The sequence below is a fragment of the Sarcina ventriculi genome (assembly GCF_900456775.1).
Classification (GTDB): domain Bacteria; phylum Bacillota; class Clostridia; order Clostridiales; family Clostridiaceae; genus Sarcina; species Sarcina ventriculi.
This window is the reverse complement of sequence record NZ_UAUL01000011.1, coordinates 34349-52224: the sequence shown is the minus strand read 5'-3', so window position 1 is coordinate 52224 and position 17876 is coordinate 34349. Positions and strand designations below refer to the sequence as shown.

The 17876-nt window shown below is 25.0% G+C and carries 14 protein-coding genes; 3 read left to right on the top strand and 11 right to left on the bottom strand.

Annotated features, from left to right (window positions below):
• Positions 1-27 precede the first annotated feature (27 nt).
• A complete protein-coding gene (locus DR020_RS10540) occupies positions 28-3774 on the bottom strand; it encodes a phosphoribosylformylglycinamidine synthase (protein WP_112365922.1) in 3747 nt (1248 codons plus the stop codon).
• 268 nt (positions 3775-4042) lie between these two features.
• On the opposite strand from DR020_RS10540, the gene DR020_RS10535 reads away from it, so the two are divergent.
• Positions 4043-4243 carry a hypothetical protein gene (locus DR020_RS10535; RefSeq protein WP_112365921.1) on the top strand — a complete coding sequence of 67 codons (201 nt, stop codon included), beginning with the start codon at positions 4043-4045 and terminating at the stop codon, positions 4241-4243.
• A 409-nt stretch (positions 4244-4652) separates the two neighbouring features.
• Here DR020_RS10535 and DR020_RS10530 read toward each other — a convergent pair whose 3' ends face one another.
• The 3 genes from DR020_RS10530 to DR020_RS10520 form a co-directional block, all read right to left on the bottom strand.
• The gene (locus DR020_RS10530; RefSeq protein ID WP_112365920.1) at positions 4653-5291 is read right to left on the bottom strand and encodes a histidine phosphatase family protein; all 639 of its coding nucleotides are present in this window, start codon (positions 5289-5291) and stop codon (positions 4653-4655) included.
• A 315-nt stretch (positions 5292-5606) separates the two neighbouring features.
• A complete protein-coding gene (locus DR020_RS10525) occupies positions 5607-6482 on the bottom strand; it encodes a DMT family transporter (RefSeq protein WP_112365919.1) in 876 nt (291 codons plus the stop codon).
• A 245-nt stretch (positions 6483-6727) separates the two neighbouring features.
• Entirely contained in the window at positions 6728-7204 is a 477-nt protein-coding gene (locus tag DR020_RS10520) for a hypothetical protein (RefSeq protein WP_058991607.1), read from the bottom strand.
• 259 nt (positions 7205-7463) lie between these two features.
• Here DR020_RS10520 and DR020_RS10515 point away from each other — a divergent pair, with 259 nt between their 5' ends.
• Both DR020_RS10515 and DR020_RS12265 read left to right on the top strand, forming a co-directional pair.
• Positions 7464-7835: a CoA-binding protein gene (locus tag DR020_RS10515; RefSeq protein ID WP_112365918.1), complete on the top strand. Its 372-nt coding sequence runs from the start codon at positions 7464-7466 to the stop codon at positions 7833-7835.
• 1092 nt (positions 7836-8927) lie between these two features.
• Complete coding sequence (locus DR020_RS12265) at positions 8928-9185, top strand: hypothetical protein (RefSeq protein ID WP_160110471.1); 258 nt, start codon at positions 8928-8930, stop codon at positions 9183-9185.
• Positions 9186-9221: 36 nt separating this feature from the next.
• Here DR020_RS12265 and DR020_RS10500 read toward each other — a convergent pair whose 3' ends face one another.
• The 7 genes from DR020_RS10500 to DR020_RS10470 all read right to left on the bottom strand — a co-directional run bounded on the left by DR020_RS10500 (position 9222) and on the right by DR020_RS10470 (position 17532).
• On the bottom strand, positions 9222-9653 hold the full coding sequence (locus DR020_RS10500; protein WP_055257638.1) for an EamA family transporter: 432 nt from the start codon (positions 9651-9653) through the stop codon (positions 9222-9224).
• 119 nt (positions 9654-9772) lie between these two features.
• Positions 9773-10576, bottom strand: a complete 804-nt coding sequence (locus DR020_RS10495; protein WP_112365916.1) for an MBL fold metallo-hydrolase — start codon at positions 10574-10576, stop codon at positions 9773-9775.
• A 111-nt stretch (positions 10577-10687) separates the two neighbouring features.
• A complete protein-coding gene (locus tag DR020_RS12635) occupies positions 10688-11167 on the bottom strand; it encodes a carboxylesterase family protein (RefSeq protein WP_112365915.1) in 480 nt (159 codons plus the stop codon).
• Positions 11168-11187: 20 nt separating this feature from the next.
• Positions 11188-12117, bottom strand: a complete 930-nt coding sequence (locus DR020_RS10485; protein ID WP_112365914.1) for a carboxylesterase/lipase family protein — start codon at positions 12115-12117, stop codon at positions 11188-11190.
• A gap of 187 nt (positions 12118-12304) precedes the next feature.
• Complete coding sequence (locus DR020_RS10480) at positions 12305-13570, bottom strand: ArsB/NhaD family transporter (protein ID WP_112365913.1); 1266 nt, start codon at positions 13568-13570, stop codon at positions 12305-12307.
• 167 nt (positions 13571-13737) lie between these two features.
• Positions 13738-15447, bottom strand: coding sequence for an FUSC family protein (locus tag DR020_RS10475; RefSeq protein ID WP_160110470.1), 1710 nt, complete (start codon positions 15445-15447; stop codon positions 13738-13740).
• Between the two features lie 420 nt (positions 15448-15867).
• Complete coding sequence (locus DR020_RS10470; RefSeq protein ID WP_055257654.1) at positions 15868-17532, bottom strand: ribonuclease J; 1665 nt, start codon at positions 17530-17532, stop codon at positions 15868-15870.
• Positions 17533-17876 lie beyond the last annotated feature (344 nt).

The window sequence follows — 17876 nt, the reverse complement described above, 5'->3', positions numbered from 1 at the left end:
CTTATAAACTAATATAAACGTTAAAATTTATTTAAAGTATTTAACACCAGACTCAAATATTTTTTGATCAAAATTTCCTGGAATGTTTTTATAAAGATTTTCACCAATTCTTTCTGAGTGACCCATTTTACCTAAAACTCTTCCATCTAAGCTTGTTATACCTTCTATTGCCATCATTGAACCATTTGGATTATATGGCATATTCATTGATGCATTTCCTTCAAAATCAACATACTGAGTAGCTATTTGTCCATTCTTAAACAGTGATTTTATAACTTCTTGAGAAGCTACAAATCTACCTTCTCCATGAGAAATTGCAACATTTTGTATATCCCCAACATTTACTTCACTAAACCATGGAGAAAGATTTGATGTTATTTTAGTTCTAACTATAGAACTCATGTGTCTTCCTATATTGTTATAAGTTAAAGTTGGCATATCCTCTGTTATATCTCTAATTTCACCAAAAGGAACAAGCCCCAGTTTTATAAGTGCTTGGAAGCCATTGCAAATTCCAAGTATTAATCCATCCCTATTATTTAAAAGATCCATTACAGCATCCTTAATTCTTTCATTTCTAAATACTGTAGCTATAAATTTACCAGATCCATCTGGTTCATCTCCAGCTGAGAATCCACCTGGAATCATTATTATTTGACTACTTCTTATTTCTTTCTCAAGATTTATTATAGATTCATTTAACATTGCATTATTTAAATTTCTAAAAACTTCTATTTTAGTTTTAGCACCAGCATCATTAAACGCCCTTGCACTATCATATTCACAATTAGTTCCAGGGAATGTTGGTATTATAACTTTAGGTTTTGTAATCTTTATTTTTGGCGAAATCTTAGACTCACAGTTAAATAATTTAGTTTCTACACTTTCATTTAAATCTTTAGTTTTTTCTTTAAACACTTTAGATAAGCCATCTTTAAATGAAAGTAAAAGACTTTCAAGTTCAAAGACTTCATTCATGATTTCTAAAGATTTTGTATCTTTTGTTATACCTATCTCTAAATAATTTGCTTTTTCAAATGCATCTTCTAAATCTATATTTTCCTTAACTTCTAAAACCAAAGATCCATAACTAGCATCAAATAACTCTTCTTTAGTTAGGTTATATATCTTAGCACCTATCATATTTCCAAAAGCCATTTTACTTATAGCTTCAAATACTCCACCAAATCTTACTGCAAAAGCACTTATAACTTGTCCTTCCTCTATAAGTTTTGATACAACTTTCATATTGTTTTTAAATTCTTTTATATCAATAATTTCCTCATTATTTCTTCTTGCTTTAACAAGAACTATTTTAGAATTTACATTTTTAAATTCTGGTGAAATTACATTAGAAGCCTTAGTTGTTGTCACTGCAAAAGATACTAAACTTGGTGGTACATCTAATTCTCCAAAACTTCCAGACATTGAATCTTTTCCACCAATTGCTGGAATATTTAAATCCTTTTGCGCTCTATATGCCCCAAGCAATGCACTAAACGGCTTACCCCATCTTTCTGGATTTTTATATAATTTTTCAAAATACTCTTGAAGAGTTAATCTAATATCATCTATCTTTCCACCCATAGCAACTATTTTAGTAACTGATTCTATTACGCTATAGTATGCACCATGATATGGACTCCAAGAAGCTAAATATGGATTAAAGCCATTTGTCATTAAACTTGCAGTTTTTGATACACCATTTAATACTGGTATTTTACAAGCCATACCTTCAGCTGGTGTTAACTGGTATTTACCACCAAAAGGCATAAGAACTGTATTACTTCCTATGGTTGAATCAAAGCTCTCAACTAACCCTTTTTGACTAGTTATATTTAAATTTCTTAAAGCACTTTCAAAACTTTCTTTCAATGATTTTTTAATCATGTTTTTTCTATGATTTTCAAAAAAATTCTCATTTTCTTTTGGTGCTTTTACTAAAACCTTTGAATATTGTTTAGCACCATTAGTATTTAAAAATGTTCTCTTTAAATCTACTATTTTATTTCCTTGCCAGTACATTCTCATATATCCTGTATCAGTTACTTTTGCAACTATTGTAGCTTCTAAATTTTCAGCATTTGCTAATTCAATAAAATGTTTAGCATCTTCTTCTTTAACAACAACTGCCATTCTTTCTTGGGATTCTGATATTGCAAGTTCTGTTCCATCTAAGCCTTCATATTTTTTAGGAACCAAATCTAAATTTATATCTAAGGAGTCGCAAAGTTCTCCAATTGCAACAGATACTCCACCTGCTCCAAAATCATTACACCTTTTTATAAGAGTTGAAACTTCTTTATTTCTAAACAACCTTTGAATTTTTCTTTCTGTTGGTGGATTTCCTTTTTGAACCTCTGCTCCGCAATTTTCTATTGATTCTTCTGTATGTTCTTTTGATGAACCTGTTGCACCACCACAACCATCTCTACCTGTTTTTCCACCAAGTAAGATTATTACATCTCCAACACACGGAACTTCTCTAACTACATTTTCCTTAGGTGCAGCACCTAAAACTGCTCCAATTTCCATTCTTTTTGCAACATATCCTGAATGATAGATTTCTCTAACCTCTCCAGTTGCAAGACCTATTTGATTTCCATAAGAACTATAACCATGAGCTGCCCCTAAAGTTATTTTTCTTTGTGGAAGTTTTCCCTTTAAAGTATCCTCAATTGAAATTGTAGGATCAGCACTTCCTGTAACTCTCATGGCTTGATATACATATGTCCTACCAGATAACGGATCTCTTATTGCTCCACCTAAGCAAGTTGCAGCTCCACCAAAAGGTTCTATTTCAGTTGGGTGATTATGAGTTTCATTTTTAAACATTAAAAGATAATCTTTAAATCCATCATCAGTATCTATTTTTACATTTATAGAACAGGCATTTATTTCATCAGATAAATCTAAATCGTCTAATGCTCCTCTTTTTCTCATCTCTTTCATAGAAATTACTGCAATATCCATTAAAGTGATTGCTCTATCTTGTCCTTCATAAACAAACTCTCTAGAACCTTCGTAAAGTTTAAATGTTTCTTTTAATGAATTGTTGAAAATTCCATCTTCTATATCAATTTTTGTAATATTTGTTTCAAACGTCGTATGTCTACAATGATCTGACCAATAAGTGTCAATTACCTTTATTTCAGTGACACTTGGATTTCTCTCTTCATTTTTAAAATAATCTTTAATTACTAAAAGATCTTCTACCGTCATTGCAAGTTTAAAAGATTTATGAAAATTCTTTAAATCTTCTTCTGACATATTTATAAAATTATTTATTATATCAACTTTATCTGGTGAACTAAAATTTAGGTTAACATCTAAACTTTTTGGATTAACTTCTCTAGAATCTACTGGATTTATGTAATACTTCTTAATAGCCATTACATTTTGAACAGAAAGTTTCCCCCTTAAGATTATTATTTTTGCACATCTAACATTTACATGATTATCATTTAAAATAGAATAACATTCTCTAGCCGATTCTGCCCTTTGATCATATTGACCTGGTAAAAACTCTACTCCAAAAGCTATTTCATCTTCTGCTAAGTTAAAATCATTATTTATATAATCTACTGTTTCTTCATGAAGTATATTAGACATACCTAAAACATCTAATTCTTTATCCGAAACAACTATATACTTATTTATTACTCTAACATTTTCTAAAGATGTTATTGATAAATTTTCTTTAAAATCTATCAATAAATTCTTAGCTTCTACGTTAAAGCCTTCTTTTTTTTCAACATAAAATACGTTAACCATAAACTTCCTCCAGAAAACATCTATAAAATTATTTACGAATTATTTTTGATAATTTTAAAAAATAATTCGTATTTTATATATATAATAACATTTTATATATAAAAAGTCAAATTAAATCATATATTTTTCATCGTATAGTTCGTGTTTTATTAAGCTATTTTTTATGTAATATATATTTTAAATACTTACAGATTGACATGTTATTTTTATAAGATAGTATTTTATGTTAAAATTAAATATACACTTTTTATAAAGGAGGAATATTACATTGTTTAAAAAGCCCATCTTTAAAGGTTTATTACTAATTGTAATAGGAATTATATTTTTAGCTTTAACTTTAACTGATAGTACATATGAAATAATCTTTATAATCATTGGATTTATTATAGTTTTAATAGGTTCATTTTTTCTTGGAAAAGATATCGGAAAAATTCGTCATAAAAGAAGAAGAGAAAAATACAACAAATAATTAAAAATCTCTACGATATAAACTTATCGTAGAGATTTTTAATTATTTGTTATTTCTTTTCATTTGGGTTTTGCTTAGATTGAGCATTTTTCTTAGTCAAATTATTATTATCTTGAATTTTTTTACCCTTTACTACTTTCATAATACTAATCACTTTCTCAAATATTATTATTTTTCATCATGATTTTTCTTACATTGTGAAGATGCACTTGCTTTACAACTTGACCATTGATTATTTGTTGACGTTTTTTTATTTTTTTTATCCTTCATTCCTATTACTCCTTTTAAAAATTTTACACATTAAGCTATTTACTTTTAGTAAAATACCTTTATATGCATAAAAATATTTTGTCCACATTTACTTTAATTATGAAATATTTTTATTCCTAAAAAGGAGTATCTTTTAAAATTAAACATATTTTATATCATTTTTTAAAGATTTTAGATGAGTTGTATCATTTAATTTCATTAAAACTGGTTTTAAATCATCTGTAAAAATTATTTCAGTAATAGATGTATTACCTAAAACAGTTTTATGGTACATTGTCATATCCCAATCAAATAGCCCAATTAAACTAGCTTTTATTATTCCTCCATGAGCAACAACAGCTATAGTTTGTCCTCTATGTTTGTTAACTATATCTAATATGCACTTAGTACCTCTAATTGAAGCATTCTTTAAACTAAATTCTCCCCCAACTATCTTTCCTTCTTGTGCATCTATCTTCCACTTATTAAATTCATCATTATATTTTTCACGTATCTCTTTTATGATAAGCCCTTCCCAACTTCCAAAATTAATCTCTTTCATATTTTCCACTATGTTTAAATCCTTATTAGAAGAGTCAGTTAAAATTTCTGCGGTTTCTCTTGCCCTTTTTAAAGGGCTTGTATATATGTAATCAAATTTATTTTTAAGTCTTTTACTTAAAAGAATAGCTTGGTTTTTCCCCTCTTCTGTTAACTCTATATCTATTGTTCCTTGAAATCTCCCCATTTTATTCCAATTAGTTTCTCCATGTCTTATTAATAATAATCTTGTTTTCATAAAAATCCCTTCCATTTTTCCGTAATTTTTAATTTATTATTCATAAAATAAATAGTTTCATTCTAAATAACACATTGTTTCATAATAATTAATTATAAACCTTATTTTTAATATAAGCTATCCTCATAAAAAATTTAATGTCCTTTTTTATCATTTTATCATAATATAAATTATACTTTATTTACGGATGTGAATATCCTTGAAAACACATTGTATACTTTTATTTTCATCATTTTTACTTGCATTTCTATTTTGGTCTATTTATTGCGTCAATACAAATAAAAAACATAAAGGAATAAAATAAAAGAGGATACATTATCCTCTTTTGTTTTTTTGTTTCTTTGCAAATGGCTTTACTTCCGAAATAATAATTGCTATAAAAATAATTATACATCCTATTATAACCTTAATTGTTAAAGCTTGATTTAGCAATATTATAGCAAATATAGTTCCAAAAACAGATTCTGTTGACATTATAATAGCAGCTCTCGTTTCAGTAGTACTCTTTTGTCCTAAAACCTGAAGAAAAAGTCCTATAGCAGTACTAAATACAGCTAAATAAATAACCCCACCCCCACTATTAAATGTTATATTAAAAGATAAATCTCCTCGTATAAGCATTGTTATTAGAGAAAATAAAAAACACATAGTAATCTGTACTATTGTAAAAACTGTAACATCTTCTTCCTTTGCAAACATATCTACTAAAAGTATTTGAATAGCATAAAACATAGCACCTAAAATAGTTAATACATCTCCAATATTTATCGAAGCTAAACTACCATTTACTGTTAAAAACGCAATACCAATAACAGTAAGAATTGTTCCAATTATTCCGTACCTATCAATTTTTCTTCCTAAAAATATCCCTATAATTGGTACAAATATAACTGCAATAGCCGATAAAAACGCATTATTTGAAACAGTTGTATACTTAAGTCCTACAGTTTGAAATACAAATCCTACAAACAAAAAAAATCCAGCTAAAGTTCCTTTTTTTAATGTAGATTTACTTATTTCTTTTAATTGATTAAAAAATACCGAACATAAAATAATAGTAGCTATTAAAAATCTAATCGTCATAACTTGAAGTGGTGTCATGGAACCTAAAGAAAATTCAGTCGCTATAAATCCTCCTCCCCACATTATAGAAGTTAATAATAAAATTATTTCACCTTTATATCTTTTCATAAATATTTGCTGTGAAACTTTATGTACAGCACTTCCTCCTAAATACTTAATTTATTTTTAAATAATATAATGATACCTAAAATGCTTCATTTTATATGCTTTTATTATATCCTTCATTTTATATTATATATTATATTTTATCATCTCTTATTAAAATTTTTAATATATAAAATGCCTTATATATATCTACAAATAAAAAAACTATCTTTAATAGCCTAAAGACAGTTTTCATCTAACATTTTAATTTATATATTAATTTTATCTATTTCTTTTAATTTATCTATAACTTTTAAATACTTTATTTTATTTATATTTAATTTTCTTTTTAATTCAATATCTTCTACGCTCTCAGAATCCAAAATTATATTTTGATAATATACCCCTAAATAAAACCAATCAAGCATTTCTTTTATTAATACTTTAGGTTCATATATTAATATAGCAGAAAAAATTTTTCTGAAAATATCATAATTTTTATTAAATTCATAAAAATATATAGAAAATCTATTTATCATGTATTCCTTTAAAATTTTATTACTATTTTTATCTTCATATTTCTCAACAGATTCTAAACAGGCTTCTATATCAACTTTAGATTCGTATTCTATAAAATAAGCAAGTTGACCAATAAAAAAATAATACTGAAAATCGTTATCTATAATAAAAGTAATATCCTTCTTTATTATATTTATTTTTTCTTTTATCCTCTGTATATCTTCCATATTTTATCTCATCCCCATTATCACTTTTTTTAAATTTATATATCTTTAAGCTTATTATGTATATTTTCACTTTTTATTTATAATACTATAATCTAATATAAATATTATAACATTTTAAAATTAATTTCTTTATAGTAATTTTTTAATATTTTATTAAATTTTATATTTAACAATAAAATATTCAGATAAATGTTATTTTTAATAAACATACAAAATATATACTTTAAATGAAAAAGAATATAAGAATAGGAGATAGTTTATGAATATTACAGATGTGTTAAGACAAGAAAAAAATTGGGTTATTATTGGTGATACATCTAATCCAGAAAAATATGCAAATAAAATATATAATGAGTTTAAAAGGTTAGGTTATAATATAATTTCTATAAATCCATATGATAAAGATTGTGAATTTAAAAACCTTTCAAATATTCCAAAGAAAATTACAGCCATAGATTTTTGTGTAAATGTAACAAAAGGATTGGATATTTTAAAACAATACAAAAATGAAAATATAAAATACCTTCTAGCTCAACCTGGAGCGAGAAGTTTAGAACTTGAACAATATTGTATTGAAAATAACATTTTGTATTTAGAGGATTGTGCACTAGTACAATTAAAAAATTTATAATTAAAAATAAGGATATTGTGTTTAATTATACAGTATCTTTATTTTTTAGCATTTTATAATTTATATTTTAATTTTTATATTATTCTTGAAATTAATGCTTATATTAGATAAAATTACTTTATAAGACTTAATAAATGGAGGAAACCGTTTTTTAATTTTATTTATAAAATATTTTTTAATGCTAATTTATGACGGTTAATTGACAAATGTTTGACTATAATAATTGCTTAGATTTCTTCTTAGATTTTAATGATATAAAAAAATTGAAAAAATATATATTAAAAAGTAGTTATTATAAAAGTTCGCTTAATAATAAACTAAATAAAGCTTTAATTATAAAAACTTCATTATATATATCACTACTTTTTTTCTTATTATTGCTTTTTAAAATTTACTTATTTTTTATAGAAATTCATCAGATTTTATACTTTAATAATACAGTTTTTAATTCAGCTCTTTTTATAGAATTATTTTTTAAAGCATTTATTATTTTTATTTTATGTTTTTTTATTTTTATATATTTAAATAAAATAAATAATTCTTATTTAATATCACATGAAATTGAAAGATTAAATTTATTTATCGGTGAAAATAAATTTTATTTATCAAATAAAGATATAAAAATAGTAAATAATAAATTAGAATTATTAATTAATTTTAGTAATATTGATACTATTTTCTTATATGACGAATATATAATTTTTACTAACAACAAAAAATTGCTTTGTGTTATAAAATGCAATGATACAGTTATTAAAAGAACTCTAGGGATAAAATTACAAGAAAATTTTAAAAAACAAATTTTAATAAAGGAGATTTAAAATGCTCTATAAATTCGATGTAAAAAAACAATCTATTTGCAATTATAATAATAAATTTCTACAAAAAATAAACAATCGAAAAAATAAAATTATTATCATTAATTTTTCCCTACTTATCTTTTTTTTATTTTTCATAGTTAATTCCATATCACTTACACCTACATTGATTTTTTTATGTAATAAAAGTAATTCTTTATTTAAGATTTCTCTAATAGTTTCTATAATTTTAATCTATATAATTATAAAAAATTTTTTCAAGCGCTTAAACTATATGCAAATATTATCACAAAATTTATTGGTTAACGATTTTTTTAAAGATGGATATAACATAATTTTAAATGATACGTCTAAATACCTTCAAATTCAAAATTCTTGTATTAAAATGACATTTAATCTATCAAAAGATTTTAAAAAAAATAATATTAATATATTTAAAGATTTCATATCTATAACATTCAATAACAATACAATATTTTTACCCAAAGAAGATTCTATTTTGTATATATTAAAAAGTTATAATCTCATATAGAAAAAACATCTCATCAAAAATTGATGAGATGTTTTTTTAATTTAAAGCAACAAGTATTCCACCTAGTGCTATCAAAATAACTCCTAAAATTCCTTTTATAGATAAAGTTTCTTTAAATAAAAGCATTGCTATAACAACTGACATAACAACCGACATTTTATCAATTGGAGCTACTTGCGTAACATTTCCATATTTTAATGCCATATTCATAAATACCCATGATAAGGCTCCACAAATCCCTGTAAGGACTAAGAATAATAAATCTTTTTTATAATCAAAAATACTGGCATTTCCAACAGTAAAATCTTGACGCATAAAAGATACTCCTATTAAAAATATAGCCATTATTATTCCTTTTATAGTAGCCGCTAAACTAGGACTTAAATTGCTAACACCTATCTTTGTAAATATGGTAGTCATGCTTGCTGTAAAAGCTCCTAAAAGCGCGTAAATTAACCAAAGTTGCATAATCTATTTCTCCTATCAATCCATATATTAATGTTTATTCTTCAACAATTTAATATATTATACTTAAACAAATAAAAAAGCAAATCTAATAATTGCTTAAAAGATCTGCTTTTACCATACTATAAGCTTATAATGTCTAAATCATCAGGAACATATATATTTCCATTAAAAACTTCTTGTCCCTCTTTAATATAGGTCTCTTTTCTTGTTTCTAAAGATTTATCTTCAGTATGATATAATATTACATTTTTAACATCTAGTTCTTTAGCATTTTTACAGGCATCTTTTGCAGTAGCATGATGTTTTTCATAAGGCTTAAATATTTCTCTATCCTCATAAAGACAAAACGCTTCATGAAATAAATAATCAACCTTATAACAATATTTTTTAATCTCTTCTTTGCAAGGTTCATCCCCTAAAAAAGTTAATGTCTTTTTATTTAAAAGATTCATTTTAAATCCATATTGAAGAAGCTTTGTGCTGTGTATATCAAAAAACACCATTTCTCTATCTAATACATTCGTTTTATATCCATCTGTAACTTGATGAAATAATATTCTCTCTTCAAACATTTTTGTAAATTTACTTTGAAGAGTTAAAAAACTAATTGTTTTTATAGCTTCTATTACATCTTTATGACCATAAATATTAAAATTTCCTTCATATTTATTATTTAATATTCCTTGAGCTACTGCCCTTATAATCCAAACACTACCTAAAATATGATCATTATGTGTATGGGATATAAACATATTATGTATTTTACTTATTGGTATATTAGATTTCTCCAAATTAGTTAGTATGGTATTTCCACCACCTGCATCAACTAAAAAATATTCTTGCTCATCTGATATTGTAAAACATGTATTATAGCATTTAGTTACCATTGCAAAGCCAGTGCCTAATATATTTAATTTTTCCATCAAAAAAACCTCCTTAAACTAATTTATATTAATATTATAAACTATATATAGTTGCTTTTAAATATATATAAATATCTTTATGTAGGTGTTTTCTAGGATATATTGTTAATTTTAAAGACTAAAAACTTGATTTTCGCATAGCTTATCATCCCAATTTTTTTCTAAAATTTTATTAGTTATTTTATTATTAAAGATTATTAATTTATTATAATCATTGAATTTTTCCCAGATAGGGAATCCATCCTTATTTGGATTACTAATTTTTATAAAGTTTTTCCAATATCCATTTATAGTATCCGAAAGTGGCATATCCTCTTCTTTTAAATTAAATAAAGCAATTGGTTCACCTTTAATTCCTTTAAAAACAAATGGCAATTCTTGTGCATGACAAGGTCCTATATTTCCACTCCAATCAAATCTATACAAATAAACATCTTTTCCTAAAGAAGCTAACTTACTAGCTAATCTATAACTATGTATCTTGTATAAATAATCTGTTAATACAGTTTGCCAAGCATCATCATGTTCATTCTTAATTTTATTATATGACGTTAAAATATTTTTATAATTTTCACCAAATAACTCTTTTATGCAATTTTCATCTCTATCTCTTAACTCTTTGCTAAATGTAAATTACTTTCTTTAAGATTAGTTCCTATAATGCAAGGAACTAATGAACCAACCTCCTTGTTAATTGATTCTAAACCACTATATAAAATACATTCTCCATCTATAACAGGCCCAAACACTTGTAACATCCCTATATCAGAATCAGATATTTTATTTTGAGCGTTTAGAATTTGATTATAATCTAAAGTCAATAAGTTATGTATGTTGCCTTTACTTATATTTAGGCTATTTAAAAATCTTTTAGTAATTTCTTTTGAAGTCGTCTTATCTCTAATAGCTTGCAAAGCACCACTTTCTAAAATAGCTTTATTAAATAAACCTTTTGCTAATGGACTAATTAAAAGAGCTCCTATACATTTAGCTCCTGCTGACTCTCCCATAACTGTTACATTATTTTTGTCTCCACCAAAAAATTCTATATTTTCTTTTATCCATTTTAAAGCTTCTATAATATCTAATATTCCATTATTTCCAGAACTTTTATACTCATCTCCTAATACCCCCTCTAAGTCTAAAAAACCAAATACTCCAAGCCTATAATTTAAAGAAACAAATACTATACCATCATCTGCAAAATTTACACCACTATATTGACTGCCAGATCCTCTAGTAAATCCTCCGCCATGAACCCATAAAACCACAGCTTTATTAGGTTCTTTTATAGATTTAGTCCATATATTTAACGTTAGAGAATCTTCTGATACTAAATTTTTCATATTATCCTCTACATTTTGTACACATATTGTTCCAAAACTTTTACACCTTAAAACTCCATTCCATGGTTTTTTAGGCTGTGGCTTTTTAAATCTTAAACTTCCAACTGGGCTTTCTGCATATGGAATTCCCTTAAACACATATTGTTTCTCCTCAAAAACACCCTCTATTTCTCCACACTTTGTTTTTATAATCATATCATTGTCTCCTTTCCAATTAAGTCATCAATTTATATAATTAATCATTCATATATACATTAATTATATATTAAAGTTAAATTTTCTAAATTAAATATTTCTTATAATTAAAAAGAGCTATATTTTAAAATAATTTTGTCTTATACAAAACTAATATTAAAATATAGCTCTTTAATTTAAAATTAAATTAATATTTAAGCATAAGATATGCTGTACTTAAAACTATAGATATAATCATTAGAGGAAATCCAATCTTTAAATATTGCAAAAACGATATCTTATAACCATTTTTCTCCGAAATTTTAGATAATATTACATTAGCCGAAGCTCCTATAATACTTCCATTTCCTCCAAGACATGCACCTAATGATACTGCCCACCAAAGTGGAATAGTATTAATTCCACTATCACCTAAAGTTATTATTAATGGAATTATAGTTGCTACAAAAGGTATATTATCTAAAAATGCTGATACAATTGCTGATATCCATAAAAGCATTAACATTATTAAAATAATATTTCCATGCCCATAAGTTAATACAAAATTAGCTAACATTTTTATTATTCCAGTTTCCTCTAATCCTCCAACTAAAATAAAAAGCCCAAAGAAAAATAGTATAGTTGTCCATTCCACATCATTTATAACCTTGCTCATTTTCTTTTTTGATACTATAAGCAAAATACAGGCTCCAATAATTGCTATAATTCCTGATTCTATTCCTAATTGTTTTTCGAATATAAAACCTAAAATAACTATAATTAGAATTATTAGTCCCTTTATTAAAAGTGGTTTATCTGTAATAAACTCTTTAGGGTTTAATTTCATAATTTCTTGTACATCTTCTTCTTTTACATTAAGCTTTTTTTTGTAATTTAAATATATAAGCAACATTGTCACTATAAGTATAATAATTACAATTGGTAGTTGATTTTGTATGAAACTTAAAAAATCTAGACCTGATGCACTTCCTATCATAATATTAGGTGGATCTCCAATCAATGTTGCTGTCCCTCCTATATTAGACGAGAATATTTCTATCATAATAAAAGGTATAGGATTTACCTTTAATTTTTTAGTTACATAAAAAGTTACCGGTCCCATAAGTAAAACTGTTGTTACATTATCTAAAATAGCTGAAAATACTGCAGTTATAATCCCTAAACAAATAAGTATTTTAAATGTATTACCTCTACACGCTTTAGCCGTAAAAGTAGCCATAAATTCAAATATCCCAGTTTCTTTAAGAACTGCAACTATAAGCATCATTCCAACTAAAACTTCTAAAGTATTAAAGCTCACATATCCCATAACATTATCAATAGGAATTACTTTAAAAAATATCATAGCAGCGGCACCTAACAAAGCTAAAACAGTTGTATCAAAAACATCTAATATTATAGCAATTATTGTTATGCCAAAAATTATTAAAGCTAAAATTTGTTGTTGATCCATATTTTCTCCTAACGTAAATTTAATTAAAATTAAGCTTATTTTTTATATTACTAAAATATTTACTATATGTCTAGCATTTGTAACAATAGTATTTTTATTTTAAAAAAATTTAAAATATAATTTTAATTTTGTTAAAAAAATAAAGCAAGTAAATTACTTGCTTTATTTTATCCTACTGTTTTTATTTTATTATAATATTTTTCATATAAATTATTTATAATAAGTCTTTGATTTTTGGTAAACTCTTTTAATTCCTTTAATTTTTCGCCAGTGTTTAAAGACACTAATTTTTCCTCAAAAAATGCAGGTAATACATATAATAATTTTATTCCATCCTCTACTTGACTAGTATTAATATCTTTCTTCAATTGAAATCTTAATTTATTGTAATTTTTTATTATATATTGATTTGTATTTTCTATGTTATAAGGAATTATATATTTACTTCCTATCAACGCTATAATTACGCCAATTGCAACAAAAAATAATCTTTCTCCTCCAAGTATTACAGTAATATTTTCTGTAATCGCTAGAGATGCTACTGCAGAAAATGTAATGCATATTACCATATTTCTGTATCTTTGTGCATATGGATTTAAATAGCCCATGAAAAGAATACTAAGCATTCTAACTTGTGTATTTTTAAATATCATAAATACTACTATAACTAATAAAACACCTATAATTGTTCCTTGTATCCTATCTTTAGACTTCCTTATTGTAACCTCTTTATATGGTTGAATCAATGCAAAAATAGTATATACCATCCATCTTCCTTCAGCAAGATTGAAGAATTTAGTTAAAAAGAGAGTAAATGCACCTAAAATAGCTAATCTTAAAGCATATGACACCCTTAATGAATCTATCTTAAAATCCTTTTTAGCTATTTCTAATTTACTAAAATGTTTAGGTGCTTTAATATGAAAATCATGTTTTTTCATATTTTCTATTTTCATTAGTTGGTTTATATTTATAACTAAATCATCAATAGTCTTTTTTACCTCTAGCATATCTTCATCTAAATTTCCATAAAATTCTTTATAATTTATACTATATTTTTTATTTTCTATACTAAATTTAATTTCTGATAAATAACTTTTAAGATATTTATTAAATTCCTGATTTTTATAAATACAGTCTTTATGCAAATTTAATGATATTCTCTCTAAAATCCAAACTATATCTACAACTTCTTTTGTTCCTCTGTTTAAATAAAACCCCTTTTTTCTTTTGTCATAAATTATTTTCTTTAAGTTATCTACATTTTTAAAAAGAACATTTCCTGTATCTTCATCATCTCTTAAAGTATCAATTAATCTACCCATTACATAAGGAGATGGTTCTAAAAGATATTCTGGTAAACTTATTGTTTCTATTAAAGAATCTATTATATTTATAATAGATGGATTAAAAGTTTTTTCTAGCTTTTTCTTATTCACTACAAATTGTATAGCCATAACAAAAAAAGCACCAAAGACTAAAGCTATCATTCTTTTTTCAAAATCTATCCCGTATACCGGTTCAGAAATCATAAAAAGATATTGAAGCCCAAAAGGTATAACTACTAAACCTTTTATATTGGAACTAAAAGTATATGCTATAACAAATAACGCTATTAAATTTAAAGGTATGCCTATCCAAAGATTATTAACTGCGATATACGAAAAGACCCCTGTCATTACATTTACAAGTAACAATGTAAGAAAATTTTTTATAGGTTCTGCGGTTAAATCTCTTTGAGTTAACATTAAAACTGCTGTTATTACTGTTATTCCAACTAAGCTATTAGCTCCACCAAATACACTTCTAAAAATACCAAGATAAATCATTATAATTATAAATATAAGTGTATTACCTATTATTTTGTTTTTGTTCATGCAATTCCCCATTTCAATTATTAATCGTAAATAAATTTAATATTTACCCCTTAAACTTGACTTTCGAATAACATGGTTTATTTTCATTAGTTACCATTTAATTAATAATACTACATATTTTATACTATTGCTTATTTGTATTTCTCATTCAATAATGATTATGTTCAATTCTTTTATATTATCTTTAATTATCTCTAATTATCTTTAAAAACTATTTTAAATTTGAACTTTTTTAAACTAATAACATTTCTCACATCTTAAATAGAATAATTAACCTTTATGGTTTTAAGTACAATACATTGTTCTATATTTTTTATTTAACTAAAGTTCTTTTTTTCATATTTATAGCTTTTACATTTAATTTTTCATTAATCAAAATTCACTTCTAATAAAAAAAGAAATCTATTAATAGATTTCTTTTTAACTTTCAATTATAATTGGTATAATCATAGGATTTCTTTTTGTTTTATTATATATTAAAGAATTAACCTCATTTCTTATTTCACTTTTTATTTGAGACCATTGATATATTTTATGATTTATACATTTTTCCATAGTCTTAGCTGATACTCTCTTTATATCATTTAAGATACATCCAGATTCTCTAATATAAACAAATCCTCTAGTAACAACATCTGGTCCTGATATAATTTGCTTGCTTTCTTTGTCCATGACAATAATTATATTAACAATTCCATCTTGCGACAAATGCTTTCTATCCTTTATTACTATATTACCAACATCACCAATACCAAGACCATCTATTAAAACATTTCCTGATGGAACCTTCTCTGTAACTCTTGAATATCTTCTTGTTAAAGTTAAAACATTTCCATTTTCTAAAATAAATATATTTTCCTTCTTAACTCCAATTTCTTCAGCGATTTTACTATGCATTATTAAATGCTTATCTTCTCCATGAACGGGAACAAAATACCTAGGTTTTAACAAAGAATGTATAAGCTTTAATTCTTCTTGACACGCATGACCAGAAACATGAATATCTTCTATGGATTTATATATAACATTAGCTCCTTTTTCTATAAGTTCATCTACAACTTTTGATACAGACCTTTCATTTCCTGGTATTGGGGTTGCTGAAATTATAATAGTGTCTCCTTTTTCAATTGTTATATGTCTATGATTTGAATTAGCTATCCTAGTTAATGCAGACATTGGTTCACCTTGGCTTCCTGTCGTAACTATAGTTATTTGATTGCTTTTATATAAACCTATATCCTCTAAACTTATTAAAAGTCCATCTGGAATATTTAAATAACCAAGTTCTTTAGCAACCTCTGATATCTTTTCCATACTTCTGCCACTAAAAGCTACTTTCCTTCCATATTTAACTGAAGAATTTATAATTTGTTGTAATCTATGAATATTAGACGCAAATGTTGCAACTATAATTCTACCACTTGCTTTTGAAAACAAATTATTTAATGTTTCACCAACGATACTCTCTGACATTGTATAGCCTTTATTTAATGCATTTGTACTATCTGCCATAAGAAGTAAAACTCCTCGTCTTCCAAGTTGTGCATATTTAGCTAAATTTATAACATCTTTATCAATAGGAGTTAAATCAACTTTAAAATCTCCTGTATGAACTATAATTCCAGCTGGCGAATAAATAGCAATAGACGCACTATCTGCAATACTATGATTTGTTTTAATAAATTCAACCTTTAATTTCTCTAATTCTATTACATCATCATACTTTACAACATTTAAATTGCATATATCTAAAATTTTATGTTCTTCAAGTTTACTCTTTATAAGAGCAATAGTAAGCTTTGTAGCATATACAGGTACGTTTATTTTTTGCAAAACATAAGGTAAACCACCTATATGGTCTTCATGTCCATGAGTTATAAAAAATCCTTTTACTTTTTCCTTGTTATTTATCAAATATGTTATATCCGGAATAACAACATCCACCCCATACATTTCTGAATCTGGAAATGTCATTCCACAGTCTATGATTATTATTTCATCTTCAAATTCTATTGCTGTAATATTTTTTCCAATTTCTCCAAGCCCACCTAATGGTATAACTTTTATACTACTTTTATTTTTCATTTATCCTCCATATGAACAGTTAATTTATTTTAACTATATAAAAATTTATTACTTCTAAAATCTAAAAAAAGTTAAATATATATATTAACAGTTTTACAATTTAATATACACATTTAACTTTTTTTATCATTAATAATGATTATACACAACATCAAAAAGATAATCAACTTACCTCTAATTCTCAAACGATTTAAAAATATAATTAATTATAAAAAAGTAGCTAATCTATATTAATTAATTTTTGGTGATTTTTTGAATTCAAGATTATAAAATTAAATATTTTTTAATTTTTTATCTATTTATTGATTACTAAATGGCAATTGTAAGTTATAATAATAATATAT

Excerpts from the sequence above, each read along its gene's own strand:
- DR020_RS10525 (WP_112365919.1), bottom strand. The coding sequence starts at position 6,482 with ATGAAAAGATATAAAGGTGAAATAATTTTATTATTAACTTCTATAATG.
- DR020_RS10480 (WP_112365913.1), bottom strand. The coding sequence starts at position 13,570 with ATGGATCAACAACAAATTTTAGCTTTAATAATTTTTGGCATAACAATA.
- DR020_RS10515 (WP_112365918.1), top strand. The coding sequence starts at position 7,464 with ATGAATATTACAGATGTGTTAAGACAAGAAAAAAATTGGGTTATTATT.
- DR020_RS10530 (WP_112365920.1), bottom strand. The coding sequence starts at position 5,291 with ATGAAAACAAGATTATTATTAATAAGACATGGAGAAACTAATTGGAAT.
- DR020_RS10520 (WP_058991607.1), bottom strand. The coding sequence starts at position 7,204 with ATGGAAGATATACAGAGGATAAAAGAAAAAATAAATATAATAAAGAAG.
- DR020_RS10540 (WP_112365922.1), bottom strand. The coding sequence starts at position 3,774 with ATGGTTAACGTATTTTATGTTGAAAAAAAAGAAGGCTTTAACGTAGAA.
- DR020_RS10475 (WP_160110470.1), bottom strand. The coding sequence starts at position 15,447 with ATGAACAAAAACAAAATAATAGGTAATACACTTATATTTATAATTATA.
- DR020_RS10470 (WP_055257654.1), bottom strand. The coding sequence starts at position 17,532 with ATGAAAAATAAAAGTAGTATAAAAGTTATACCATTAGGTGGGCTTGGA.
- DR020_RS10495 (WP_112365916.1), bottom strand. The coding sequence starts at position 10,576 with ATGGAAAAATTAAATATATTAGGCACTGGCTTTGCAATGGTAACTAAA.
- DR020_RS10500 (WP_055257638.1), bottom strand. The coding sequence starts at position 9,653 with ATGCAACTTTGGTTAATTTACGCGCTTTTAGGAGCTTTTACAGCAAGC.
- DR020_RS10485 (WP_112365914.1), bottom strand. The coding sequence starts at position 12,117 with ATGATTATAAAAACAAAGTGTGGAGAAATAGAGGGTGTTTTTGAGGAG.
- DR020_RS12265 (WP_160110471.1), top strand. The coding sequence starts at position 8,928 with ATGCAAATATTATCACAAAATTTATTGGTTAACGATTTTTTTAAAGAT.